Source organism: Phenylobacterium sp. P4_E10, assembly GCF_056401675.1.
This window is the reverse complement of sequence record NZ_JBFUIW010000004.1, coordinates 90,556-114,642: the sequence shown is the minus strand read 5'-3', so window position 1 is coordinate 114,642 and position 24,087 is coordinate 90,556. Positions and strand designations below refer to the sequence as shown.

At 68.2% G+C, this 24,087-nt stretch carries 24 protein-coding genes; 10 read left to right on the top strand and 14 right to left on the bottom strand.

Features of this window, described 5'->3' with window-relative positions; genetic code table 11:
• The first annotated feature begins 241 nt into the window (after nucleotides 1–241).
• Complete coding sequence (locus tag AC1DQJ_RS06245) at nucleotides 242–1,138, top strand: EamA family transporter (protein ID WP_477601342.1); 897 nt, start codon at nucleotides 242–244, stop codon at nucleotides 1,136–1,138.
• A 13-nt stretch (nucleotides 1,139–1,151) separates the two neighbouring features.
• On the opposite strand, the gene acpS is transcribed toward AC1DQJ_RS06245, so the two are convergent.
• Genes acpS through pyrE form a run of 3 tightly spaced genes read right to left on the bottom strand, consistent with a single transcriptional unit; the run spans nucleotide 1,152 to nucleotide 2,886 of the window.
• Nucleotides 1,152–1,550 (bottom strand): holo-ACP synthase, encoded by a 399-nt coding sequence (acpS, locus tag AC1DQJ_RS06240; protein WP_477601340.1) that lies wholly within the window; start codon nucleotides 1,548–1,550, stop codon nucleotides 1,152–1,154.
• On the bottom strand, nucleotides 1,547–2,305 hold the full coding sequence (locus AC1DQJ_RS06235; RefSeq protein ID WP_477601338.1) for a pyridoxine 5'-phosphate synthase: 759 nt from the start codon (nucleotides 2,303–2,305) through the stop codon (nucleotides 1,547–1,549). The genes acpS and AC1DQJ_RS06235 overlap by 4 nt, the downstream gene beginning before the upstream one ends.
• Nucleotides 2,302–2,886, bottom strand: coding sequence for an orotate phosphoribosyltransferase (gene pyrE / locus AC1DQJ_RS06230; protein ID WP_477601336.1), 585 nt, complete (start codon nucleotides 2,884–2,886; stop codon nucleotides 2,302–2,304). The genes AC1DQJ_RS06235 and pyrE overlap by 4 nt, the downstream gene beginning before the upstream one ends.
• 77 nt (nucleotides 2,887–2,963) lie before the next feature.
• On the opposite strand from pyrE, the gene AC1DQJ_RS06225 reads away from it, so the two are divergent.
• Nucleotides 2,964–3,653, top strand: a complete 690-nt coding sequence (locus tag AC1DQJ_RS06225; protein WP_477601334.1) for a glutathione S-transferase family protein — start codon at nucleotides 2,964–2,966, stop codon at nucleotides 3,651–3,653.
• On the opposite strand, the gene AC1DQJ_RS06220 is transcribed toward AC1DQJ_RS06225, so the two are convergent.
• Together AC1DQJ_RS06220 and AC1DQJ_RS06215 are read right to left on the bottom strand one after the other, a co-directional pair.
• Entirely contained in the window at nucleotides 3,650–4,915 is a 1,266-nt protein-coding gene (locus AC1DQJ_RS06220; RefSeq protein ID WP_477601332.1) for an amidase, read from the bottom strand. The genes AC1DQJ_RS06225 and AC1DQJ_RS06220 overlap by 4 nt on opposite strands.
• Nucleotides 4,909–6,645, bottom strand: a complete 1,737-nt coding sequence (locus tag AC1DQJ_RS06215) for an N-acyl-D-amino-acid deacylase family protein (RefSeq protein ID WP_477601330.1) — start codon at nucleotides 6,643–6,645, stop codon at nucleotides 4,909–4,911. Before AC1DQJ_RS06215 ends, AC1DQJ_RS06220 begins: the two co-directional genes overlap by 7 nt.
• 429 nt (nucleotides 6,646–7,074) lie before the next feature.
• On the opposite strand from AC1DQJ_RS06215, the gene AC1DQJ_RS06210 reads away from it, so the two are divergent.
• A complete protein-coding gene (locus tag AC1DQJ_RS06210; RefSeq protein ID WP_477601328.1) occupies nucleotides 7,075–7,512 on the top strand; it encodes a CBS domain-containing protein in 438 nt (145 codons plus the stop codon).
• A 42-nt stretch (nucleotides 7,513–7,554) separates the two neighbouring features.
• Here the strand turns inward: AC1DQJ_RS06210 and AC1DQJ_RS06205 are convergent, their stop codons facing one another.
• The 4 genes from AC1DQJ_RS06205 to folK form a co-directional block, all read right to left on the bottom strand.
• Nucleotides 7,555–9,723, bottom strand: a complete 2,169-nt coding sequence (locus AC1DQJ_RS06205; protein ID WP_477601326.1) for a RelA/SpoT family protein — start codon at nucleotides 9,721–9,723, stop codon at nucleotides 7,555–7,557.
• Between the two features lie 92 nt (nucleotides 9,724–9,815).
• Nucleotides 9,816–10,175, bottom strand: a complete 360-nt coding sequence (rpoZ, locus tag AC1DQJ_RS06200) for a DNA-directed RNA polymerase subunit omega (RefSeq protein ID WP_477601324.1) — start codon at nucleotides 10,173–10,175, stop codon at nucleotides 9,816–9,818.
• Between the two features lie 84 nt (nucleotides 10,176–10,259).
• A complete protein-coding gene (locus AC1DQJ_RS06195; protein ID WP_477601322.1) occupies nucleotides 10,260–10,898 on the bottom strand; it encodes an HAD hydrolase-like protein in 639 nt (212 codons plus the stop codon).
• A gap of 84 nt (nucleotides 10,899–10,982) precedes the next feature.
• A complete protein-coding gene (folK, locus tag AC1DQJ_RS06190) occupies nucleotides 10,983–11,519 on the bottom strand; it encodes a 2-amino-4-hydroxy-6-hydroxymethyldihydropteridine diphosphokinase (protein WP_477601320.1) in 537 nt (178 codons plus the stop codon).
• Between folK and AC1DQJ_RS06185 the strand changes: the two genes are divergently transcribed.
• Together AC1DQJ_RS06185 and AC1DQJ_RS06180 are read left to right on the top strand one after the other, a co-directional pair.
• A complete protein-coding gene (locus tag AC1DQJ_RS06185) occupies nucleotides 11,518–12,126 on the top strand; it encodes a LabA-like NYN domain-containing protein (RefSeq protein ID WP_477601318.1) in 609 nt (202 codons plus the stop codon). The genes folK and AC1DQJ_RS06185 overlap by 2 nt on opposite strands.
• Nucleotides 12,126–12,770, top strand: coding sequence for a uracil-DNA glycosylase (locus AC1DQJ_RS06180; protein ID WP_477601316.1), 645 nt, complete (start codon nucleotides 12,126–12,128; stop codon nucleotides 12,768–12,770). Before AC1DQJ_RS06185 ends, AC1DQJ_RS06180 begins: the two co-directional genes overlap by 1 nt.
• Here AC1DQJ_RS06180 and AC1DQJ_RS06175 read toward each other — a convergent pair.
• The 3 genes from AC1DQJ_RS06175 to dapA are packed head-to-tail and all read right to left on the bottom strand — an operon-like array spanning nucleotide 12,767 to nucleotide 14,833.
• On the bottom strand, nucleotides 12,767–13,507 hold the full coding sequence (locus tag AC1DQJ_RS06175; RefSeq protein WP_477601314.1) for a GNAT family N-acetyltransferase: 741 nt from the start codon (nucleotides 13,505–13,507) through the stop codon (nucleotides 12,767–12,769). The genes AC1DQJ_RS06180 and AC1DQJ_RS06175 overlap by 4 nt on opposite strands.
• The gene (gene smpB / locus AC1DQJ_RS06170) at nucleotides 13,494–13,949 is read right to left on the bottom strand and encodes an SsrA-binding protein SmpB (protein WP_477601312.1); all 456 of its coding nucleotides are present in this window, start codon (nucleotides 13,947–13,949) and stop codon (nucleotides 13,494–13,496) included. The genes AC1DQJ_RS06175 and smpB overlap by 14 nt, the downstream gene beginning before the upstream one ends.
• Nucleotides 13,949–14,833: a 4-hydroxy-tetrahydrodipicolinate synthase gene (dapA, locus tag AC1DQJ_RS06165; protein WP_477601310.1), complete on the bottom strand. Its 885-nt coding sequence runs from the start codon at nucleotides 14,831–14,833 to the stop codon at nucleotides 13,949–13,951. The genes smpB and dapA overlap by 1 nt, the downstream gene beginning before the upstream one ends.
• Before the next feature lie 119 nt (nucleotides 14,834–14,952).
• Here dapA and AC1DQJ_RS06160 point away from each other — a divergent pair, with 119 nt between their 5' ends.
• Nucleotides 14,953–17,121 (top strand): lytic transglycosylase domain-containing protein, encoded by a 2,169-nt coding sequence (locus AC1DQJ_RS06160; protein WP_477601308.1) that lies wholly within the window; start codon nucleotides 14,953–14,955, stop codon nucleotides 17,119–17,121.
• A gap of 12 nt (nucleotides 17,122–17,133) precedes the next feature.
• Here AC1DQJ_RS06160 and AC1DQJ_RS06155 read toward each other — a convergent pair whose 3' ends face one another.
• Nucleotides 17,134–17,769, bottom strand: coding sequence for a TetR/AcrR family transcriptional regulator (locus AC1DQJ_RS06155; RefSeq protein ID WP_477601306.1), 636 nt, complete (start codon nucleotides 17,767–17,769; stop codon nucleotides 17,134–17,136).
• Nucleotides 17,770–17,967: 198 nt separating this feature from the next.
• On the opposite strand from AC1DQJ_RS06155, the gene AC1DQJ_RS06150 reads away from it, so the two are divergent.
• The 3 genes from AC1DQJ_RS06150 to AC1DQJ_RS06140 are packed head-to-tail and all read left to right on the top strand — an operon-like array spanning nucleotide 17,968 to nucleotide 19,923.
• Complete coding sequence (locus tag AC1DQJ_RS06150; protein WP_477601304.1) at nucleotides 17,968–18,189, top strand: RING finger protein; 222 nt, start codon at nucleotides 17,968–17,970, stop codon at nucleotides 18,187–18,189.
• Between the two features lie 49 nt (nucleotides 18,190–18,238).
• Nucleotides 18,239–19,141: a class I SAM-dependent methyltransferase gene (locus tag AC1DQJ_RS06145; protein ID WP_477601302.1), complete on the top strand. Its 903-nt coding sequence runs from the start codon at nucleotides 18,239–18,241 to the stop codon at nucleotides 19,139–19,141.
• Nucleotides 19,138–19,923: a TrmH family RNA methyltransferase gene (locus AC1DQJ_RS06140; protein ID WP_477601300.1), complete on the top strand. Its 786-nt coding sequence runs from the start codon at nucleotides 19,138–19,140 to the stop codon at nucleotides 19,921–19,923. Before AC1DQJ_RS06145 ends, AC1DQJ_RS06140 begins: the two co-directional genes overlap by 4 nt.
• Here AC1DQJ_RS06140 and hrpB read toward each other — a convergent pair.
• Nucleotides 19,920–22,355, bottom strand: coding sequence for an ATP-dependent helicase HrpB (hrpB, locus tag AC1DQJ_RS06135; protein WP_477601298.1), 2,436 nt, complete (start codon nucleotides 22,353–22,355; stop codon nucleotides 19,920–19,922). The two genes, AC1DQJ_RS06140 and hrpB, sit on opposite strands and share 4 nt — an antisense overlap.
• A gap of 173 nt (nucleotides 22,356–22,528) precedes the next feature.
• Here hrpB and AC1DQJ_RS06130 point away from each other — a divergent pair, with 173 nt between their 5' ends.
• Nucleotides 22,529–24,076 carry an amino acid permease gene (locus AC1DQJ_RS06130; protein ID WP_477601296.1) on the top strand — a complete coding sequence of 516 codons (1,548 nt, stop codon included), beginning with the start codon at nucleotides 22,529–22,531 and terminating at the stop codon, nucleotides 24,074–24,076.
• The last annotated feature ends 11 nt before the right edge of the window (nucleotides 24,077–24,087 follow it).

The following is a 24,087-nucleotide window of genomic DNA, read 5'->3' as shown; positions in this document are numbered from 1 at the left end:
CCTTGGCCCGAAAGACGGACGGTTCGCCTAGCTAGACGTTGCATAGGCTGCGGGCAAGCCGGCCGCCTGTGATCTCTGCGTCATGGCCCGATAGGGCCACACGACGCCGACGCCAGCAAACTCCAGGCCAGCATCAGCTTTCCTCACCCTTTGCGGCTCCTGCGACAAAACGGGCCTGTGAAACGCCGAAGTTCAACTTTCCTACATTGCCCCAGAGGGGCCCTGCCCTTCTAGTGCGACCATGAATCGCTCGAGCCTGCCCCTGTCCCATGTGCTGCTCGCGCTCGCCGTCGTGGCGGTGTGGGGCACCAATTTCGTGGTCATCCGCATCGGCCTGGATCACCTCCCGCCGCTGACCTTCGCCACCCTGCGCTTCACATTCGCGCTGCTGCCGGCGGTGTTCTTCCTCAAGAAGCCGGACGTGCCCTGGCGGAACATGGCCGCCTACGGGGTCCTGATCGGAGCTGGCCAGTTCGGCCTGCTCTACATCGCCATCAACGGCTTCATCTCGCCCGGCCTGGCGTCGCTGGTGGTCCAGACGCAGGTCTTCTTCACCATCGGCCTGGCCATGTGGCTGGCCAAGGAGCGCATCCGCACGTTCCAGGTCATCGCGCTGGTGCTCGCCGCCGCCGGCCTGCTGGTGATCGTCGGCCACAACACCGACGCTTCGGTCACCCCGATCGGCCTGGCGCTGATCCTGGCTGCCGCGGCCAGCTGGGCCGGCGGCAACGCCTTCTCGCGGGCGGCCGGACAGGTGAACATGCTGGCCTATGTGGTCTGGGCGAGCCTGTTCTCGGTCCCCCCGCTGCTGGCGCTCGCGCTGATTTTCGAAGGCCCGACCGCGATGATCGAAGGCGTTCGCGCCGCCGACGCTTCGACCTGGGCCGCCGTGCTCTGGCAGTCGGTGGGCAACACCCTCTTCGGCTACGCCGCCTGGGGCTGGCTGCTCTCGCGCCATCCGGCCGCCACCATCACCCCGATGGCCATGCTGGTCCCGGTGTTCGGCATGGGCGCCTCAGCGATCTTTCTGGGCGAGAGCCTGCCCTCCTGGAAGCTGATGGCCGCGGCCCTGGTGATGAGCGGCCTGGCGCTGAATATCTTCTGGCCGAGGCTGGAACGGCGGCTGGCGCAAGCCTAGCCGCCGCGCCCGGCTACTCCGGCAGAGCCTCGATGATCACAAAGGCCTGCGCATAGGGGTGGTCGTCCGTCAGCGACAGATGGATCACCGCCTTGTGGCCAGGAGGCGTCATGGCCTCTAGCCGCTTCAGCGCCCCGCCGGTCAAGGCCATGGTCGGCTGTCCCGAGCGCATGTTGACGACGCCCATGTCGCGCCAGAAGACGCCGGCCCGGATCCCCGTGCCCAGGGCCTTGGCGCAGGCTTCCTTGGCCGCGAACCGCTTGGCGTAGCTGGCGGCGCGATCGGCCTTGCGCTCCGAACGCGCGCGCTCGATCTCGGTGTAGATGCGGTTGGTGAAGCGCTCGCCAAACTTCTCGAGAGTCTGGGCGACGCGGCGAATGTCCGACAGGTCCGACCCGATGCCGATGATCACGCCGCTCTCCCAGCTCGCGCGTCGTCCATCAGCGCCCGCATGCGCTGAATCGCCGGGCCCAGGCCGACGAAGATCGCCTCGCCGATCAGGAAATGGCCGATGTTCAGCTCGGCGATCTCTGGGATCGCCGCGATCGGCTTGACGGTCTCGTAGTCGATGCCGTGGCCGGCATGGACTTCCAGGCCCAGACGTCCCGCCTCCGCGGCAGTGGCGCGCAGACCCTGCAGCAGATCGCCCGCCTCGGTCGTGCGCTCGCGCACAGCGTCGCAATAGGCTCCCGTGTGCAGCTCGACGACCTGGGCGCCCATCGCCTTGGCCGCGGCGGCCTGCGCGGGGTCGGCGTCGATGAAGCAGGAAACCCGAACCCCGGCCGCAACCAGCTTGGCCACCACCGGGGCGATATGATTGTGGCCGCCGATCACGTCCAGCCCGCCCTCGGTCGTGCGCTCTTCGCGCCGCTCCGGCACCAGGCACGCGGCGTGGGGCAGATGCGCCAGGGCGATGGCCTCCATCTCCTGCGTCACCGCCATCTCGAAGTTCAGCGGCCGGCCGCGCTTGCGGGTGATGACCGCCAGCGCCTCGATGTCGGCGTCCGAGATGTGACGACGGTCTTCCCGTAGGTGGGCGGTGATGCCGTCCGCCCCCGCGGCGATGGCCAGTTCGGCCGCGCGCACAGGGTCCGGATAGCTGCTCCCACGGGCGTTCCGAATGGTCGCCACGTGGTCGATGTTCACGCCCAGCCGCAGCTTGCTCACTTATTGAGTCTCCGGCTGCCGGGGTCCTCGACCGGGATCGCCGCCAGTTCGGGCGGCAGCTGATCAGCCGGATAGGCCGGGACGTCCAGCCGCGCCAGGGCCAGGAACGGCGCGCCGGGATCGGCGCGGCCGCCCGAACGGTCCACCAGGCACGCAGCCACCACCACGTCGCCGCCCGCCTTCTTGATCGCATCGACGCACTCGCGCGATGACAGGCCGGTGGAGACGATGTCCTCGACCATGGCGATGCGCGCGCCTTGCGGGAACGAGAAGGCCCGGCGCAGCTTGAACTCGCCGCCCTCGCGCTCGACGTACATCGACGGGACGCCCAGGTGGCGCGCAGTCTCGTAGCCGGGGATGATCCCGCCGACCGCCGGGGAGATGCAGTAGTCCACCTCGCCCACGGCGTCCTTGATCTTGGCCGCCAGCGCCTTGCACAGCCGCTCGGTGCGGTCCGGGTACTGGAACACCAGGTTCTTCTGGAGGAACGTCCCTGAGTGCAGGCCGCTCGACAGCACGAAGTGGCCTTCGCGCAGGGCGCCAGCGGCGCGGAATTCTTCCAGGACGTCTTCGGTGTTCATGAGGGGCCTCCTGCCTTGCGGATTAGCGAACCGCCGTCATGCTGTCATCGACCAATTCGCGACCGGGGGACGGACCAGTGAAGCTATTCCAGACCTACGACTCTCCATTCCCAACTCGGGTTCGCCTGCTGCTCTACGCCAAAGGCGTCGAGGCGCAGATCATCCAGCCTCCCGGCTTTGGCGCTTCCAGCGAATCCAGGGCCGAGTACCTGAAGGTCAATCCGATCGGCCGAGTCCCGACGCTGGTGCTCGACGATGGACGCGTGCTGCCCGAATCCGAGGTGATCTGCGAGTACCTCGAGGACGCCTATCCCGAGCCTTCGCTGCGCCCCGCCGACCCGTTCGAGCGCGCCCAGATGCGGCTGCTCTCGCGGATCTGCGACTTCTACGTGGTGATGGCCATGGTCCCGTTCTTCGACCTGGCGGCGCGTTCGCGGCGGCATTGGGAGCCCGAGACCATCGACAGCGCCGCCGCAAAGCTGACCGAGGCTTTGGCCTATCTCGAGGCGTTCATCGGCACGGACGGCTACGCCATCGGCCACCAACTCACCCAGGCGGACGGCGCCATCGCGCCGCAGCTGGCCCTGGCCAGCGAATGGATTCCCCAGGTCTTCGCGGTTGCCGATCCGCTGGCGGGCCTGCCCAAGCTCGCCGCCTACTGGAAGGCGATCCAGACAGACCCGATTGTCGCGCGCCTGCTCACCGAGACCCGCGAGGCCATCATCGCCCAGCAGGAACTCGCCCGCCAGCGCGCGGCGGCGCGCTAGCCGCCGAACCCGGATAGGTCGGGCGTGCGCCCGTTCCAGCCCGACACCGCCTCGAAGGCTGCGGCCAGCGCGACCACCGAGCGCTCGTCCGCCATCCGGCCCATGATCTGAAAACCAATGGGCAGACCTGGGCGGGTCAGCCCCATCGGCACGCTCGCCGCGGGCAGGTCGAGATAATTCCCTGCCCTGGTGGTCGCGGAGAATGGCGAGGCGGTTTCGTCGATGCTCTCAAGCGGCGGAGCCGTGATCGGTGACGTCGGGCTGACCATTGCGGCGTAGGGCGCCATCCAGGCCTGGAACTGCGCCTGGTCCTGCGTGCGCTTGGCCAGCGCCGCAGCCAGTTCGGCGTCGGTCATATCCCTGCCCGCCTCGAACCGTTTGCGCACCCAGGGGTCCATCACCGCGCCGTTGGCGCTCACGTGGGCCCCGCGCACTCGCCAGCCCTCGGCCGCCATCAGCCATCCGTTGGGGGCGAAGTAGTCGGCGAACGGCCGCGGCGTCACCGCCTCCTCCACGTCGACGCCCAGGGCCTCCAGCTTGGCCAGCGCGGCGCGGTAGTGCTCGGCGACTTCCGGGTCGACATCAGGCATGGCCGATAGAGGAAGCGCAGCGACCTTCCAGCCACGCACTTCCGTGGTCAGAGCGGCTTCCGCATCGAGCGGCGTGCGCGTCGCGTTCCCGCCGTCTGGGCCGGAAATCACGGCGAGCGCCCGTGCGGCTTCTGCGACCGAGCGCGCCAAGGTTCCCACCGTATCGAGGCTGGGGGCGAGGTCGTGGGCGCCTCGGGTCGGGACGAGGCCGCGCCCAGGCTTCAGGCCGACCACGCCGCAGGCCGCCGCCGGTATCCGCACAGATCCCCCGGTGTCGGTGCCCAGGGCGACGTCGCAGAGCCCGGTCGCCACCGCGACGGCCGACCCGCTGGACGATCCGCCCGGCGCGCGGTGCACCTTCGCGTCCCACGGATTCCACGGCGCCCCCACGGCCCGGTTCGCGCCCCAGCCGCCAAACGCCAGTTCCACCGTATGGGTCTTGCCGACCGCCACATAGCCGGCGTCCAGCAGCCGTTGAACCACCAGCGCGTGCTGGGCCGGCGCGGGATCCAGCGGAACTACCCCGCCGCCGCCCGTCGGCACGCCGGCCACGTCGATCAAGTCCTTGATGGCGAAGGTCGGTCCAACGCCGCCTCCCAGCGGCGGATCGAAGACTGTGGTGAAGGCGTGCAGGCGCTCGCCCAGAGCCCTGCGGCGTTCGATGCTCACCATGCCCAACTCCAGTCCTTGGCGGTCGGACGACAGCCGCCATCGGTCCAGCCCTTCCATGCGCGCCCGCGCACCACCTGCCCTGACAACTGCCCTGTCGGCTCACCGTCCTTGAGGGCCAGCTTGCCGTTGACGATCACGTCGCTGACGCCGGTGGCGAACTGCTTGGGCCGCTCGTACGTCCCGACATCGCCGACGGTCGCCGGATCGAAGATCACCACATCGGCGTGATAGCCGACCTTCAGCAAGCCGCGGTCCTTGAGCCCCAGGTTCTGCGCCGGAAGCGCCGACAGCCGCCGTACGGCGTCGGCCAGGCTGGTGGTTTTCTCCTCGCGCACGTACTTGCCGAGCAGCCGGGCGAAGTTGCCATAGGCGCGCGGATGGGTGCTCGATTTCAGGAATACGCCTTCCGGCGCCTGGGCGGACGCGTCCGAGGCGAAACTCATCCAGGGCAGCGCCGTCTGGCGGGCGACGTTCTCCTCCGACATCATGAAATAGACCACCTGCACCCGGCTGCCGTCCTCGATCACCAGATCTACGGCGGCGTCCTCCGGCGACACGCCGCGGGCCTTCGCCACCTGCGCCAAGGTCTGACCGGTCAAATGCTTGAGGGCCGGGTTCTTGAACCCGACCAGCAGCGTGCCTTCAGCGCCGGCGTGCCGGTAGAGGTTCTCGAAGCTCGGCTTCTCAAGCCGCATCTCGGCGATCACCTTGGCGCGGGTGGCCGGGTCCTTCATTCGGCCGATCCAGGTTTCGACCCCGCCGGCCTGGACCCAAGGCGGCATGGCCGCGTCCAGGCCGGTCGAGCCGGCGGTGTAGGTGTACATGTCGGCGGTGATGCGATGGCCGGCGGCGCGCGCGGCCTCGATCCGCGCGATCGCCGCGTCGAGCTTGCCCCAGTTGGCTTTGCCTGCCTGCTTGAGGTGATAGATCTCGGCTGGCGCCCCAGAAGCCTTGGAAATTTCGATCAGCTCATCGATCGCCTCGAGCAGTCGGTCGGTCTCGGACCGCACATGGCTGATATAGATGCCGCCGCAGCGGCCGGCCTCGGTCGCCAGGCCGATCAGCTCTGGCGTCTCGGCGTAGCTGGCCGGCGCATAGATCAGCGACGAGCCGACGCCGAGCGCGCCGTCCTCCATCGCCTCGACCACCAACTTGCGCATGGCGGACAATTGCTCGGGTGTCGGATCGACGTCTCCCTCGCCCAGCACGTGCTCGCGTAGCGTCGCCGCGCCAACGAACGAGGCGACGTTCAGTCCCACGCCGCGCTTCTCCAGCCAGGAGAGGTACTCATCCAGGCTGGTCCAGGCGATCTCGTACTTGATGTCGCCCATCCGCTGGGTCTCCAGCCGCTTCATCTCCGGCGTGAGCGGGCCCATCGAGCTCCCCTCGCCCATCACCTCCAAGGTCACGCCCTGCTTCAGGTCCGACAGCCCGCGCGGGTCGGCGATCAGGCTGTCGGTCGCCCAGGACAGCATGTTGATGAAGCCGGGCGACACCGCCTTGCCGCCTGCGTCGATGACCATGCGGGCGCTCTCGGGCGCCTTCTCGCCCACATAGGCGATGCGATCCTCGGCGATCGCGATCTCGCCTTTGAACGGCGCTCGGCCGGAGCCGTCATAGACCTGGGCGTTGCGGATCAGGATGTCGTAGGCCGGAGGCGACATCGCCCAGGCCGACCCAGAGGCGAACAACAGGGCGGCCAGGCCGGCGGCGATCGGTTTCACTTGCATGGCTGCATGTGAAGCCAGAATCCCCGACCTGTCAGGCCCCGCAGAACGGGCGTCGCGTCTAATTTCGCCACCTGACCGGGAACCGTGCACACGCCCCAAGGCGCCCCCAGCGTCCAGTATCCAGGTTCTTCTTGCTCCTCCGGACACTGACGTTTTTTCTGGTGCGCGGCGGAACCCAACCGGCCCATTGCGGGTTTCATGTACGGTTGGAGATGAAAATCGAAAACCACGCCCGATCAGTCATCCACTAGCTGGACGATGATTGGACATGAAGCCCGGCGGGTCGCAAGACCCCCGGGCTTCGCTGTTTCTGGCCCTCGGATCGCATCGGCGCGACAGGCGAGAAAAGCGGAACACCGATCTCCCCGATCCGTTTCCCCGCCAGGCCCGCCGCGCCGGCGGGCCGTTCCCCTTTCAAGGAGCTTCGCCATGAAAGTGAGCGAGTGCATGACGCGCAACGTCAAGATGGCCAACCCTGGCGAAACCCTCCGCGACGCCGCCCGCATAATGGCCGACCTCGACGCCGGCGTTCTTCCGGTCAGCGACGGAGACCGGCTGGTCGGCATGATCACCGACCGCGACATCGCCGTCCGCGGGATCGCCCAGGGCAAGGGGCCGGACACCAAGATCGCCGAGGTGATGAGCCGAGAGGTGATGTACTGCTATGAGGACGAGGACAGTGACGCCGTCCTGCGCAACATGGGCGACATTCAGGTCCGCCGCCTGCCGGTGTTGAACCGCGAGAAGCGGCTGACCGGCATCGTTTCCCTGGCCGACCTCGCCGCCATTGGCCAAACTGCACGGGCCGGCGAGGCGCTCAGCGGCATCGTCCGCCCGGGCGGCGAACACTCTCAATCCATTCACTGAAGACCCAAGCTTCCGGGCAGGCCGCCATGGCGGCCTGCCCGCCTAGCCCTTGGCGCGGTCGACGGTCTCGATGCTGGGATAGGCCCGCAGCGCCGCAGCGATATGAGTCAGGTGGCGGGCGTCCTTCACCTCGATGTCGAAATCCACATCGAAGAAATCCGACTGGCGTCGGTGCATGCGCAGGTTGACGATGTTGCCGCCGGCCTCGCCGATCGCCGTGCAGGCCTGCCCTAGAACACCAGGAGCATTGCGGATCGTAGCGGTCAGCTTCGACAGCGTGACCGTGTTGCGCTCGGCCTCGGGCGTCCACTGCAGGTCGCGCCACAGTTCCTCGCGGTCCTCGAACTCCGCCAGCTTGGCGCAGTCGATGGTGTGGACCGTGAGGCCGGTGCCGTCCGGCTCCAGGATGCCGACGATTCGGTCGCCCGGCACCGGCGTGCAGCACTGCCCGAAGTTCAACGACACGCCCGGGGTCAGGCCGCCGCCGCGAACGTATAGCCGCGCGCCTTTGCCGCCTTCGATCCGCCGTGTCGCGACGGCCGCCTCGCGCTCAGAGGCCTTGAGCCCGGGGAAGATGACGTCCAGGACCTGGGTAGGCGAGACGCGTCCGCGCCCGACCAGTTCAAACAGGTCGTCCTCCGCGGCCACCGCAAAGCGTTCGAGCGCCGGCTTGAGCTGCACGTCCTTGCGCGACTTGCCTGCCCGCTCGAACGTCTGGTCGACCGTAGCCCGACCAAGGCGGATGAATTCCTCGCGCTCGGTCTGGCGGATGTGCCTCCGGATCGCGGAGCGCGCCCGGCCGGTGACGGTCAGCGAGCGCCAGTCCGGGGGCACCACGGGCTTGGCCCCGCGGATGACCTCGACCACGTCCCCATTCTGAAGAGTCGTCCGCAACGGCTTGAGTTCGCCGTTGATTTTCACGCCGATGCAGGTGTCGCCGACATCGGTGTGAACTGCGTAGGCGAAGTCCAGCGGCATGGCCCCGCGCGGCAGGCTGACCAACTTGCCCTTCGGCGTGAACACGAACGCCTGGTCGAGATACATCTCAAGCTTGGCGTGTTCGACCAGTTCCTCGACGTCGCCGCCGTGCTCCAGCACCTGAACCAGATGCCGCAGATTGACCAGCGGGTCGCGCCCGCCGTCGGCGGCCTGGGCTTCGGCGTCGAAGCCGTAGGACGAGTTCTTGTAGCGCCAGTGCGCAGCCACCCCGTCCTCGGCCACGCGGTCCATGGTCTCGGTGCGGATCTGCATCTCGATCCGCATGCCCTTGGGGCCGACCACGGTGGTGTGCAGTGAGCGGTAGTTGTTCCGCTTCGGCGTCGAGATGAAATCCTTGAACCGCTCCGGCACGCTGGGCCAGGCACGGTGGATGACCCCCAGGGCCGCATAGCAATCGGACTCGCTGTCGACGATCACCCGGAAGGCATAGATGTCGGAAAGCTGAGAGAAACCAATCGATTTGCGCTGCAGCTTACGCCAGATCGAATAGGGATTCTTCTCGCGGCCGAAGACCCGGGCCGAGATGCTGGCCGCCTCCAGCTTGGCGGCGATTTCGCCGGAAACGATCGAGACGGCCGTGCCCTGCTCGATCCGCAGGGCCTCGAGCCGCCGGCCGATGGCGTCGCGGGCCACCGGATTGAGATGCTCGAAGCAGAGCTCCTCCAGCTCCGAACAGATGCGGTGACAGCCGATGGAGCGGGCCAGCGGCGCGTAGATGTCCAGGGTCTCGCGCGCGATCCGCTCGCGCTTGGCGGGGCTGGAGATGTACTGCAGCGTCCGCATGTTGTGCAGGCGGTCGGCCAGCTTCACCATCAGGACGCGGACGTCCTTGGAAATGGCCAGGATGAACTTGCGCAGGTTTTCGGCCTGCTTGGTCCGCTCGCTGTTCAGTTCCAGCTTGGTGAGCTTGGTGACCCCCTCGACCAGCTCGGTGATCTCAGGCCCAAACAGGCCGCGGATATCGTCGGGCGTGACCGGCGTATCCTCGATCACGTCATGCAGCAGGGCCGTGACGATAGTGGCGGTGTCCAGCCGATAGTCGGTCAGGATCCCCGCCACCTCGATCGGGTGGGCGAAATAGGGGTCGCCGGACGCGCGCTTCTGCGACCCATGCATGCGCATGGCGTAAACATAGGCGCGGTTGAGCACCGCCTCGTCGGCGGTTGGGTCGTACGAGCGGACCTTGTCGATCAGCTCGTACTGCCGGAGCATCTTGGGCCGCTGCTTGGCGACCGGCGTGTCGATCTTATCGGCGGGCGGTACGGGCGCCGCCGTAACGGTGAGGGGTTCTGCGCCTGTTGGGCTCAGTACCGCTCCTCCTGGCCGCCGTCGCGGTCGCTCTGCAGCGCGCGGACCAGTTCCAGTTCGCTCATCTGCATGTGGGTCGGATCGGCCAGCAGAGCGAGGGTTTCAGCCTCTTCTTCAGCTTCCGAGCGCTCGTCGACGCGTTGCAGGGTCCCGATCAGGTTCTCACGCAGTTCGTCGGCGTCCACCACGTCGTCAGCGATCTCGCGCAGCGAGACGACCGGGTTCTTGTCGTTGTCGCGATCGACCAGGAGCGCGGCTCCGGCCGAAATGGCGCGGGCGCGATGGGCCGCCAGCAGCACCAGGCTGAAGCGGTTGGGGACCTTCTCGACGCAATCTTCGACGGTGACGCGGGCCATGGAATCCTCAGAGGTGCGGTAGAACCGAGCAAAATAGAGGCTTCGCGCTGATTGTGCAACGCCGCAAACCTGACGAAATAAGGATCAGATGCCGCACAACCCGGCTTCGCGGAGCACATCGTCCGTCGTTTCGAACATCGCGCTGGGTCGCTGAGCGCGCAGGATGTCGGCGGTTGCGTAGCCCCAGGTCACCGCCCCGGTGGCCAGCCGCACCTTCCGCGCGGCCTCGATATCGCGCACCTCGTCCCCGACGCTGAGCACGTCCGCCTCGGCCACGCCCGACTTGCGGATCACCTCGCGGAACTTGGCCGCCTTGCCAAACACCGACGCGCCGCAACCGTAGTGGGCGATCAGTCCGGCCAGCTCCGGCCCCAGCACCTTGCGTACGGTCGCCTCGGAGTTGGAGCTGACGATCGCCAGCTTCACGCCCCGCGCGGCGAGCCGCCGCAGCATGTCTTCGACGCTGGGAAACAGGCGGATGGAAGAGGCGGCCTGGGCGGCCAGCTTGCGCACGTGGTTGGCGATGAACGGCAGTTTCCAGGCCGACAGGCCAAGTTCGCGCATCACCTCGCGGTTCGGACGCCCGCGCAGCCGCGCCATCTCGAACTCGTCGATCTGCCGGAAGCCGTAGCGCGCGGCCACGCCGTTCATCACGCCGGCGAACCACGGCGCGCTGTCGGCCAATGTGCCGTCGAAGTCGAAAATGATGAGGCGGTAGCCCACGGGCCGATCCTGAATGCGCTCAAGAGGGCGCGGCCCCTATACCCCCATGACGGTTGCGTCAACGATACGCACCACCGCAGGATCTCAGAGCGGCCGCGCGTCCAGCCCTACCGTGGCGCTCGCCGCCAGTTCCGCGGCGGTCTTTCCCAGCACCGGATGACTCCACTCCGGCGCGATCTCGGCCAGCGGCCCCATCACGAACAATCGCTCATGTGCGCGGGGGTGCGGCAGCGTCAGTTGGGGGTCGTCGGAAACGATTCGGCCGTGGGCGATAAGGTCCAGATCGAGCGTCCTCGAGGCGTTCCTGGTTCCCCTGGTTCGTCCGAACGCATTTTCCAACAAGAACAACGTTCGGATTAGCGCCTGCGGCGGTAGCGCAGCCTCGACAAGCACGACTCCGTTGCGATACTCCTGGGCGCTCGGGTCAGGCCAGGCGGCGGATCGCCACCAGGACGACCGACGCAGGATGGGCAATCCCGCCTCCGCGAAACGAGCGAGCGCCGCCTCGAGAAGGGCTTCTGACGAACCATAGTCGCCGGCGATATTTCCGCCCAAGGCGACAACCGCAGCATCGTCCGATTTTACGCCCAGAGACATTTTCGCAGGATTATTCGCAACCATGACGTTCTACCCCACGGACAGGCTGGCGCTCTTCATTGACGGAGCGAACCTGTATTCCGCCGCCAAGGGGCTGGGCTTCGATATCGACTATCGCAAGCTGCTGGAAGAGTTCCGCAAGCGCGGCGTGCTGGTGCGCGCCTACTACTACACTGCGCTGGTCGAGGACCAGGAGTACTCGCCGATCCGGCCGCTGGTCGACTGGCTCGACTACAACGGCTTCCGGCTGGTGACCAAGCCGGCGCGCGAATACACCGACGCCCAGGGTCGCAAGCGCTGGCGCGGCGACATGGACGTCGAGATCGCCGTCGACATGATGGAAATGGCCGCCCACGCCGACCATCTGGTGCTGTTCTCCGGCGACGGCGATTTCCGTGTGCTGGTCGAAGCCGTGCAGCGCCGCGGGGCGCGCGTCACCGTGGTCTCCACCGTCAAGTCGCAGCCGCCGATGGCCTCCGACGACCTGCGCCGTCAGGCTGACAATTTCGTGGACCTGGCCGACCTCGCCGAGATCATCGGCCGGCCCTCGCGCCTGCCGCGCTTCATCCAGGAAAGCCGGGCCGCCTCTGGCCGCGACGATCACGACCACGACGTCGACGCCGAGGCCTGATGTCCGTCGAACTTTGGGGCGCCGAGCCGCCTCGCGACTGCCCGCTCTGCCCGCGCCTGGTCGCCTATCGCCAGGCCAACGCCGCCCAGAACCCAGACTGGTGGAACGGCCCTGCCCCATCGTTCGGCGATCCGGCCGCGCGCCTGCTGATCGCCGGCCTTGCGCCTGGCCGCACCGGAGCCAACCGCACCGGTCGCCCGTTCACCGGCGACCATGCCGGGTGGATGCTCTACGACACCCTGACCAAGACCGGTTTCGCCAACGGCAAGTTCGACGCCCGCACCGACGACGGTCTTGAGCTGACCGACTGCATGATCACCAACGCGGTCCGCTGCGCGCCGCCCGGCAACAAGCCCGAGGCCAGCGAAGAAAATACCTGCCGGCCGTTCCTGACCCAGCGGCTCAAGGATCTGCCGAACCTGAAGGTTATCGTCACCTTGGGCGACGTTTCGCGCAGGAACGTGCTGAAAGCCCTCGGCCTCAAGGCCTCTGCGGGCATCCCCGGTCACGGGACCGAATTCCAGGCCGGCCCGTACATCGTGCTCAACAGCTATCACTGCTCGCGGCTCAACACGAACACCGGCCGCCTGACCGCCGAGATGTTCGAGGCCGTGTTCCGCCGCGCCCGCGAGTTGATCGGCTAGCGGCTCCAGTAGAAATAGCGCCAAGCCTGCGTGAAGCCCGCGCGGCGATATAGGCTGCGCGCGCCGGTATTGCCCTCTTCGACCTGCAGGAAGACCCGCTTGACGCCGCGCGCCTGGGCCGCGCCCGCCAAACCCGCCAGGACTCGTCCAGCCAGGCCCTCGCCGCGCCGCGAGGCGTCGGTCCGCATCCCGTGCACGCTGGCCCAGCCATGGCTGAAGGCGGCCACGCCGACCGCCAGGGTCAGGTCGTCCTCGGCGACGCCGCCATAAACCGCGTCGGGCGATCGGGTCAGCGCCGCCACCCGGTTCTGGCCATCGACCTGGTCGAAGCCCTCGCTGGTGAACACCCGGGCCCAGCCAGCGCCGGGCGCGTCGGCGACGTCCGCCGCCTCGCCGCGCGCCGCCGCGAGCATCGCGGCCGGCGCGCCGACCTTGACCAGGGTCGGCTGTTCGAAGCGATAGCCGCGCCGCTCGAGCTCGGTTCGGACGCTCTCCAGGCCCGGCGCATCAGCGATCCGGAAGGCCGGAGAAAGCCCACGCTCGGCGTATGCCGCCTCGATCGCATCGAAGGTCGCAGAGTCGGCTTGCAGATCGTGACGCAGCGGGACGGCGCTGCCGGCCCGGCGAATGGTCCCCGGATCGAGCGCCACCAGCCAGCCGCCGATGTCCAGGACCTCGCGGGGCGAGACGGCGTCCGCCGTCGCCCGCTCGATCGCCTCGACGTCAGCCCCGGTCACGAAGCAGCCGTGCCTTGTCGCGCTGCCAGTCGCGCTCGGCGGTGGCTTCGCGCTTGTCGTGCAGCTTCTTGCCCTTGGCCAAGGCGATCTCGAGCTTGGCCATCCCCTTCTCGCTCCAATAGAGCTTGGTCGGGATGATCGTGCGGCCCTCGCGGGTCACGGCCCCGATCAGCTTGTCCAGCTGCTTGCGGTGCAGCAACAGCTTCCGATGCCGGCGCGGCTCATGGTTGAAGCGGTTGGCCTGGGCGAAGGGCGGGATGTCGGCGTTGATCAGCACCACCTCGTCGCCCTCAACCGAGGCATAGGACTCGGCGATGTTGGCGCGGCCGGTGCGCAGGGATTTGACCTCCGATCCAGTCAGGACCAGGCCCGCCTCGAAGGTCTCTTCGAGGAAGTAGTCGAATCTTGCGCGCCGGTTCTCGGCGATCAGCTTGCCGCTCATCAGATGACGCCGGCGTCGCGCATCCCGGCCAGGACCTCGGCGCGCGAAGCCTCCGAAGCCGGGACGATCGGCAGACGAGCGTCCTCCAGGCACAGCCCCAGGTGCGCCAGGGCGAACTTGGTCGGCGCGGGAGAAGCGTCGGAGAACAGCGACTTGTGCAGGCGGAACAGACGGTCCTGCCAGTAGAGCGCCGTGCTCGGATCGTTGCCGAGTGCTGCGTTGTAGAAGGTGGCGCAGAGGTCCGGCGCGACGTTGGAGGTCACCGAGATGCAGCCCTGGCCGCCGTGGGCCATGTAGCCCAGCGCTGTCAGGTCGTCGCCCGACAGCAGGATCCAGTCGTCGCCGCACAGCAGCCGCTGCATGGTGACGCGGGTCATGTCCGCGGTGGCGTCCTTGATGCCGATGACGTTCGGCAGCACCGATAGCCGCGCCAGGGTCTCGTTGCTGATGTCCACCGAGGTGCGCGCGGGCACGTTGTAGACGAACACCGGCAGCTGCACCGCCTCGTTGATCGCCGCATAGTGGGCGTAGAGGCCCTCCTGGCTGGGGCGATTGTAGTAGGGCGTCACCACCAGCGCCGCGTCGGCGCCGATCGCCTTGGCGTGCCGAACGAGCTCGATCGCCTCGTCGGTCGAGTTCGATCCGGCCCCGGCGACCACCGGCACGCGTCCGGCGGCGGTCTTCACGGCCAGTTCGACAACGCGGCGGTGCTCGTCGTGCGAAAGGGTCGCAGTTTCACCCGTGGTGCCCACGGGCACTATGCCGTGGACCCCGCCCGCAATCTGGCGCTCGACGAGTGCGACGAACGCCTTCTCATCGACCGCGCCATCGCGGAACGGAGTCACCAGGGCCGGCATGACGCCCTTGAACAAGGTATCTGACATGGTCTGCAAAAAGCCGTGAAAGCGAGGCCAGTTGTTGCGGCCTCAGGATTTGGCCGGACAATATGGCGGGGCGCCCCCGCGCCGCAACATCGTTTCCCGCGTAACTGGAGTTTCTCCCCTTGGCTTCCAAGGCCCGTAAAGCGTTCCTGACCACGGCTTCTATCGTTCTGCTGGCGAGCGTGGCCAACGCCCAGCAGTCGCCGACTCAGGGTGCGCCGACCCCAGGGACCTATCGCCCGTTCGGAACCGCAGGCGCTCAACCCTCGCCGGGACCGCGGCCGATCGAGCTCACCCAGACCCCGCCGACCGCCTATCGCCAGTCCCTGTCGATGACCGATGCGGCGACGCTGAACTCGGCCCTGGCGGCCGCCAAGCGCGGCGATGTGACCACCGCCCGCAGCGCGATCGCCTCGCTCACCGACCCGATCGCGCGCAAGCTCGCCACCTGGGCGCTGGCGGACTCGGCCTCCGAGTCGATGACCTTCTTCGAGCTGGACCAGGCCCGCCGCGACCTCGCCGGGTGGCCGCGGCCCAATCGCCGCCAGCTTGGCGCCGAGAAACTGCTGGAGACGTCCGGCCAGACGCCGCAGCAGATCATCGCCTGGTTCGGTGGATCCGAGCCGCAGACCGCCGAAGGGGCCATGGCCCTGGCCAGCGCCTACCAGGCCACGGGTCGCCAGAAGGAAGCCGCCGACCTGATCCGCAGCTTCTGGCGTGAAAAGCTGTTCGAGGTCGGCCCGCAGCGCACCATGCTCGCCCGTTTCGGGAGCGTGCTGACGCCGGACGATCACGTCCGCCGCGCCGACATTCTGCTCTACGGCGCGCAGGGTCCTGCCGCCCGTGACATGCTGCCGCTGCTGCCGCCGGACCAACTGCAGCTCGCCCAGGCTCGCATGGCGTTGCGAGCCGGCACGGCCGGCGCCATCGAGCAAGCCAGCGCCCTGCCCGGCAATCTGGCCGCCAACCCGGGCATCGCCTTCGAACGCGCCAGCTACTATCGCCAGCGCAACCTCGAGACCTTGGCCCTGGCCAATGTCCGCAACTTTCCGACCGACGTCGCCCACGGCGACATGGCCGAGCGAATCTGGGCCGAGCGCTACCGGCTGATCCTCTACGCCCTGCGCAACGGCGACTCGCCAGGGGCTTACGCGGCGGCCGCCAATAGCGGGCTCACGACCGGCGCGCCCGCCGCCGACGCCGAGTTCTACGCCGGCTGGATTGCGCTCACTCGGCTCAAGGACCCGGCCAAGGCCTCGGTCCACTTCGCCAACCTCGAGCGCATCGGCCAGTCACCGATCACGCGCGGCCGGGCCTTCTACTGGCAAGGCCGAACCGCCGAAGCCCGCCGCGATCAGGCGGCGGCCGATGCGGCCTACGCCCAGGGCGCCAAGTACTACACGACGTTCTACGGCCAACTTTCGGCCGAGAAGCTGGGCCAACGGCTCAATCTGGGCTCGGACCCGCAGGTGACCCAAGCCGATCGCGCCCGCTTCGAATCCCGCGACACCGTGCGGGCCGCGCGCCTGCTCTACGAAATCGGCAATCGCGATCTCTTCAAGACCTTCGTGCTGGCTCTCGACGACATTCTGCCGACCGCCGAGGAGCAGGCCCTGCTCGTCGATCTGGCGCGCGGCTATGGCGACCAGGACACCTCGATGAAGGTCGTGCGGACGGCGGCGCAGCGTGGCTTCATCCTGCCCGATCGCGGCTATCCGCTGCGCACCCCGCCGCCGGTATCCGGCGCGCCCGAGCCCGCTCTGACCCTCGGCATCACCCGCCAGGAAAGCGGCTTCGACCCGATGGTGCGCTCCGGCGCCGACGCTCGCGGCATGATGCAGCTGCTTCCCTCGACCGCCGCCAGCGTCGCTCGCGGCCTGGGCATGAGCTACGACGCCTCGATGCTCTGGGAGCCCGACTACAACATGCAGCTCGGCCAAGCCTTCCTCGGCCGGCAGATCAACAACTTCGCTGGCTCCTACCCGATGGCCATCGCCGCCTACAACGCCGGCCCGGGCCGGCCACCGCAGTGGGTTCAGTTCTGCGGCGACCCGCGCAGCTCAAGCACCGATCCGATCGACTTCGTGGAGTGCATCCCGTTCTCAGAGACCCGCAACTACGTCATGCGGGTGATGGAAGGCATGCAGGTCTATCGCGCCCGGCTGGCCGGCGGGTCGGCCCCGATCACGCTGAGCAAGGATTTGAAGCGCGGCGCCTACGGCGCCTATGCGGGACCTGCGCAGACCTTGCCGATCGGGGGCAGCAACACCCCCATCCCCAACCCCAACTAGGGTGGTCGCGGCCTAGTCGGCGACTAGGCCGTGCATCAGGCCGTCGAGGGTGACCGCGATCAACTCGTCGCGCGGGGCCCATCCGAAGTTGGGGCGAGTGATGCCCAGCTGGACCACGCCGTGACAGGCGGCCCAGAGCATCTGGGCGGCGCTGTCGGCGGTTCCCGTGCGCAGGCGCCCTTCGGCCGCGATCTCCCGCACCACGCCCGAGAACACCTCGTAGCACTGGGCGCCCAGATCAGCGGTGGTCTCTTCCTCTCCGATCACCGCCGAGAGGCGGCCGGTGTTCGAGAAGACCAGTTCGTAGGCGTTCGGATGCTCCCAGCCCCAGCGCATGTAGCTGTCCAGCATGAGCTTGACGCGATTGGCCGCGTCCATCGGCATGCTAGCGATCTCGGCGTTGCGCTCCAGGAGTTGGCGGATTGTCGCCTGGCAGATCTCCAACAGGATGCAGCTCTTGTCGGGGAAGTGCATGTAGAGGGCGGTGGACGAGACCCCGACTTCATCGGCGATCTTGCGGATCGTGGCGCCTTCATAGCCTTCAGCCACAAAGATGCGCTCAGCCGCCTCCAGGATCTCCGCCCTGCGAAGGTGGCCGTCGCCCTTGGGTTTCCGGGCCGATCGCCGCGTGGTCACTGCTGTGGTCACGGGTTTCCTTCCGAGTCCGTCCTGTAACAAGCGGAAACCAAAACCGCCGCCGTGGCAAGCCCACGCTCACGAAAAGGCGAGGCAAATCCGGGACTAAGGCCGCTGCCTTTCGTCCGCATGCGCGTTTCATTGACGTGACCTTCGCCTTGCGCGCCAAACTGGGCGCGTCGGGGCGCCAGAGCTGCAAATGGAGACGCCATGAAATTGCCCGACGACCAACTGCAACGCCTGGCGCTACACAGCGCCTTCGGACTGCACCTCGTCGCCAAGTGGATGGCGACCCGCGACGACGTCGACCCGCAGATCCGTGAGCGACTGTCAGTGCACATGGCCGCCCTGGATGGCGTGCTGTCGGCCAACGGCCACGACTGGATCCGCGAGGAGATCGAGGGCACCGAAGCCGCGTTGCACACGCGCTAGGGCCGCCCAGGACTGGACGATGGCGCGGCGAACCGGCTAGTGGCTGGCCATGACCACGCCTGCCCCTGTCGTCGCCGAGCTTCCCGGCGCCATGCGCACCACCGGTTGGGCCGACTACGCCCTGCTGGACTCCGGCGCTGGCCGCAAGCTTGAGCGCTATGGCCCCTACACCGTCGTCCGCCCGGAGCCGCAGGCTATGTGGGCCCCGCGGCTGCCTGACGACGTCTGGGCGAAGGCCGACGCGGTGTTCGATCCCAGCGACGAGGAGGACGCCGGCAAGTGGCGCTTCCGCGGCAAGCCCAAGGAGAGCTGGCCGATGGCGTGGGGCGACGTGCGCTTCCACGCCCGCTTCACCGCGTTCCGGCACTTGGCCTTCTTTCCCGAGCAGGCGGCCAACTGGGCCTGGCTGGACCAGCGCGTGCGCGCCATGCCCGGTCAGCCGCGGATTCTCAACCTGTTCGGCTATACCGGCGTCGCCAGCCTGGTCTGCGCGGCGGCCGGGGCGCACGTGACCCATGTCGACGCCTCCAAGAAGGCCATCGCCTGGGCGCGCGAGAACGCCGCCCTGTCGGGACTTGAGGACCGGCCGATCCGCTGGATTTGCGAAGACGCCCGCCGCTACGTCCAGCGGGAGGTCCGCCGCGGCTCACGCTATGACGGCATCATCCTCGATCCGCCGAAATACGGTCGCGGGCCGGATGGCGAGGTCTGGCGTCTATTTGAGAACTTACCTGAACTTTCCGGTCTATGCGCCGAACTTCTTTCAGATAATGCGTCCTTCATGCTGCTCAACGCCTATGCCGAACGCATCTCCGGAGCAGCGCTCTCCTCCCTCATGTTATCAAAATTGCCGGGCCGCGCCGGGGCCATCGACTGGGGCGAGCTGACCCTCGTCGAGGATGCGCCCGACCGCCAGATCGGCATGTCGTTCTACGGCCGGTGGTCGGCATGAGCCGCGCCGTCACCTCGCTGACCAACCCCACCGTCAAGTCGGTGCGGGCCCTGCATCTGCGCAAGGAGCGCGACGAGAGCGGCCTGTTCGTCGCCGAAGGCTTGAAGATCGTCACCGAGGCGGTCGAGCTCGGCCATGCTCCGCGCATCCTGATGTACGGCAAGGACGCCGAGGGCCATCCCCTGCTCAAGCGCGCCATCCAGGCGACGCTCGCCGCCCGCGGCGAGGTGATCGAAGTCACCCAGGACATCCTGGCCAAGGTTTCGCGCCGCGACAATCCGCAGGCGGTCGTCGCCGTCTTCGCCCAGACCTATGCGCCGCTGGCGTCCCTGAAGCCTGACACAGCCCCCTGCTTCGTGGCCCTGCACCGCGTCCGCGACCCGGGCAACCTCGGCACCATCGTCCGGACCGCAGACGCCGCCGGCTGCGGCGCCGTGATCCTGGTCGGTGAATGCTGCGACCCGTTCTCGGTGGAGGCGGTGCGCGCCACCATGGGCTCGATCTTCGCCGTGCCGATAGCAAAGGCCAGCGAGAGCGAGTTCGCGGCCTGGCGCGGCGGCTGGCCGGGTTCGGTCGTCGGCACCCTGCTCTCCGCCGAGGTGGACCACCGCACGGCAACCTACGCCAAGCCGGCGATGATCCTGATGGGCAACGAACAGCAAGGGCTCACGCCCGAAATGGCCGCGCTCTGCGACGTCAACGTCAAGATCCCGATGCGCGGTCGGGCCGACAGCCTGAACCTGTCTGTGGCCACCGGCATCATGATCTACGCCGCCACCTAGGTCCCGCGCGGCTTGGCCCTGGCGGTTGGCGCGGCGCTGGCCGGATCTTCGGGCCAGACGTGCTTGGGATAGCGCCCGCGCATGTCCGAGCGCACGTCCTTCCACGAGCCCCGCCAGAAGCCGGGCAGGTCCTTTGTGGTCTGTATCGGCCGATGGGCCGGAGACAGCAGCGACAGGGTCAGCGGGACGCCGCCGACGCAGGGATGCTCGCCCAGGCCGAACACCTCCTGAACCCGCACATCGACCCGGGGGCCGCCTTCGGCGCTGTAGTCGATGGCGAAGCTGTTGCCGGTCGGGGCCGTCCAGCGCGGCGGGGCCGAAGCCTCGAGCCGCCGCTGCTGATCCCAGGGCACCATCGCTCGAACCGCTCCGTCCAGCACGTCCGGCTTTAGCGCGCCCAGCGAGCGCAGGCCGTGCAGCAGCGGGGTCAGCCAGTCGTCCAGCGTCCCAAGCAGCGCCGAGTCCGACAGGTCGGGCCAGTCCTCGCCATTCGCACGCAGGAAGCCGGCCCGTTGCCGGAACGAGCGGGCGGCCTCGCCCCAGGGCAGGCGTTCCAGGCCTTCGGTGCGCACCCGGTTCGCCAGGGCGTTGGCCAGCAATCCGGCGTCGGGGTTCTCGTCGACCTCCTCGCGGACGACGATGCGACCCAGGCGGGTGAGCCGCTTGGTCCGCAGCCGGCCGCCGCCACTCTCCTCCAGCCGCTCTTCGATCTCGAGCTGACTGCCGAATGCGGCCACGAGTTCGCCCTCCTCGACCGGAGCGGCCAGCAGGATGCGGTCGCGGCGATCGCCCCCGCCGAGTTCGGCGATCGCCAGCCACTTCTCACGCGCCAGGGCGTCGGTGGGTTCGACATAGGCCCCGCGACCGCTGACCAGCTGGAACTCTCCACTCGCCCCACGCGCCTTGGCCACGCGCTCGGGATAGGCGAAGGCCAGCAACAGCCCGTCCTCCAGCGGCTCGCCCTTGCCTGCCTTGCCAGCCAGCGAGGTCCAGCGCTCGGCGAGAATTTTGGCGTCGCGCGCCCGGGGCGAGCGGTCGCGCTCGAGGCCTTCCAGCCGGTGGCGCAAGTCGGCGTCGCGCCCGCCGAGACCGCGTTCGGTGATCAGGGCGGCGATCAGCGCCGCCCGCCGCGCCTGGCCGGTCTCAGCCGCCTTGATGATCATGTGCGCAAGCCGCGGGGCCAGCGGGAACTCGCTTAGCGCCTCGCCATGGGTGGTCAGCACGCCCTCTGCAGTCAGGGCCTCCAGCCGCCGCAGCAGGGCGCGCGCCTCGCTGAAGGCGGCCGAGGGCGGCGGGTCGAGGAAGGCCAGCTCTCCGGCCTCGCGCGCGCCCCAGCGGGCGAGGTCCAAGGCAAGACCGGTCAGGTCCGCATCCAGGATCTCCGGATCGGCGAAGGCCGGCAGGGCGCGGGTCTCGGCCTCGTCCCACAGCCGGTAGGCGACGCCCGGCTCGGTGCGGCCTGCTCGGCCCCGGCGCTGGTCAGCGGCGGCGCGGCTGACCCGCACGGTCGCCAGGCGAGTCAGGCCGCTGGCCGGATCGAAGCGCGGGACCCGGGCTAGGCCGGAATCGATCACCACCCGCACGCCTTCGATGGTCAGGCTGGTCTCGGCGATGGAGGTCGCCAGCACCACCTTGCGCTCCCCAGGCTTGGCCGGAGAGATGGCGGCGTCCTGTTCGGCCGGGTCGAGCGCCCCGTAGAGCGGGGCGATCCGCACGTCGGGACGCCGCACGCGCTCGCCCAGCAGGTCGGCCGTCCGTCGGATCTCCCCCTGCCCTGGCAGGAACACCAGGACGCTGCCAGCCTCCTCGGCCAAGGCGCGCTCGACGGCGCGGGCGACCCGCTCCTCTAACCGCTGCCGATCGTCGCGGCCAAGGTAGCGGGTATCCACCGGGAAGGCGCGGCCCTGGCTCTCGATGACCGGTGCGTCGTCGAGCAGCCGCGCTACGGCGGCGCCGTCGAGCGTGGCCGACATGACCAGCAGGCGCAGATCCTCACGCAACACGCCTTGGGCGTCCCGCGCCAGTGCCAGACCCAGGTCCGCGTCCAGGCTGCGTTCGTGGAATTCGTCGAAGATCACGGCGCCCACGCCCTCGAGGCTGGGATCGCCGAGGATCATGCGGCTGAAGACGCCTTCCGTGACCACCTCGATGCGTGTGCGGGCCGAGACGCGCGATTGCATGCGCACACGGTAGCCGACCGTCTCTCCGACCTTCTCGCCCAGAGTCTTGGCCATGCGCTCGGCCGCGGCGCGGGCCGCCAGCCGCCGGGGTTCGAGCATGACGATCTTGCGCCCGGCCAGCCATGGAGCGTCCAGCAGCCGCAGGGGAACCAGCGTGGTCTTGCCGGCGCCCGGCGGAGCCACCAGGACGGCCGCGGTTTTTGCGACCAAGGCGCCTTGCAGCGCGGGCAAAATTTCCTCGACCGGAAGCATGCCGTGGTCTAGCCGCGCCTGCCTCTCCAGCCAAGCAGGACGCTCATCCTGCAGGCGCCGGCTTTCACGCAATGCAGCATCGCGCCTTGCCGCTTGACCGAGCGCCAGCGAAGGGGCCACGTAACGCCAAATCACCGCGCGGCGGGGGCCGCCCGGATTCTCCTGGAGGAAATATGTGGCGAGTTAAATCGCTCGACGCGATTCTCGCGACCGCAGAGAAAAAGTCTCTGCACCGGTCGCTTGGCGCTTTTCAGCTTACCATGCTCGGTATCGGCGCCATCATCGGCACCGGGATTTTCGTGCTTACCGCCGAGGCGGCCCAGAAGGCTGGCCCAGGCATGATCGCCGCGTTCGTGATCGCCGGCTTCGTCTGTGCGGTCGCCGCGCTCTGTTACGCCGAAATGTCGTCCATGGTCCCGGTTTCCGGGTCTGCCTATACCTATAGCTACGCCGTCATGGGCGAACTGCTGGCCTGGATGGTCGGCTGGGCGCTGATTCTCGAATACGCGGTGGCGGCGGGTGCGGTCTCGGTCGGATGGTCCGGCTACGTCGTCGGTCTGGTAGAAAACGCGTTCCACATCGACATACCGAACGCCTTGGTGCTCGGCCCGATGGACGGCGGCATCGTCAACCTGCCAGCCGCTCTGATCGCCCTGGCGGTGACCGCCCTGCTGGTCATCGGCACGAAGGAATCGGCCACGGTCAACGCCATCCTGGTGGCGGTGAAGGTCGCGGCTCTGACGCTGTTCATCGCCCTGGCCGTGCCGGTGATGCAGATGGAGAACTTCGAACCCTTCGCCCCGCTCGGCATGGCCGGGATCTCGGCGGCGGCGGCCTCGATCTTCTTCGCCTATGTAGGCTTCGACGCCGTATCAACTGCGGCGGAGGAAACCAAGAACCCACAACGCAACATGCCCATCGGCCTGATCGGCTCGCTGGGCGTCTGCACCATCTTCTACATCCTGGTCGCCATGGGCGTGATCGGCACCGTCGGCGCTCAGCCGGTGACCGACGCGGCCGGTGTCGGCCTGCGCCCCGGCAGCCCCGAGCTCACCGCCGCCTGCAAGGCGCTCGGCGACGCCCAGGTGGTCTGCTCGAAGGAGGCCCTGGCCTGGACCCTGCGTGAGATCGGCTGGCCGCATATCGGCAACCTGCTCGGCTTGGCGGCCGGCCTGGCCCTGCCCTCAGTCATCCTGATGATGATGTTCGGTCAGACGCGCATCTTCTTCGTCATGAGCCGTGACGGCCTGCTGCCGCAGGTGTTCTCCAAGGTCCACCCGAAGTTCCATACGCCCTACGTGATCACCATCATCACCGGCGTCTTCGTGGCCCTGTTCTCCGCCTTCTTCCCGGTCGGGGTGCTGGCCGACATCTCCAACTCCGGCACGCTGTTCGCGTTCGCCATGGTGGCTATCGCGGTCATGGTGCTGCGCAAGACCGATCCGGGTCGCAAGCGTCCGTTCCGGACGCCGGCGGTCATGGTCGTCGCTCCTCTGGCGGCGGTGGGCTGCGTCTACCTGTTCTTCAGCCTGTCGACCGAAACCAAGCTTCTGTTCGTGGCCTGGGCCGCGATCGGCCTGGTGGTTTACTTCCTCTATGGCTACCGCAAGAGCCACGTCGGCCGTGGCCTTGTCGAGGTGCCGGAACTGTCGCCGGACGCTCCTCCGGGGCCGGTGGCTCCGATGCCCGGCGCGCCCGCGCCTGGTGATCGCCAGCACTAAATCGGAGAGGC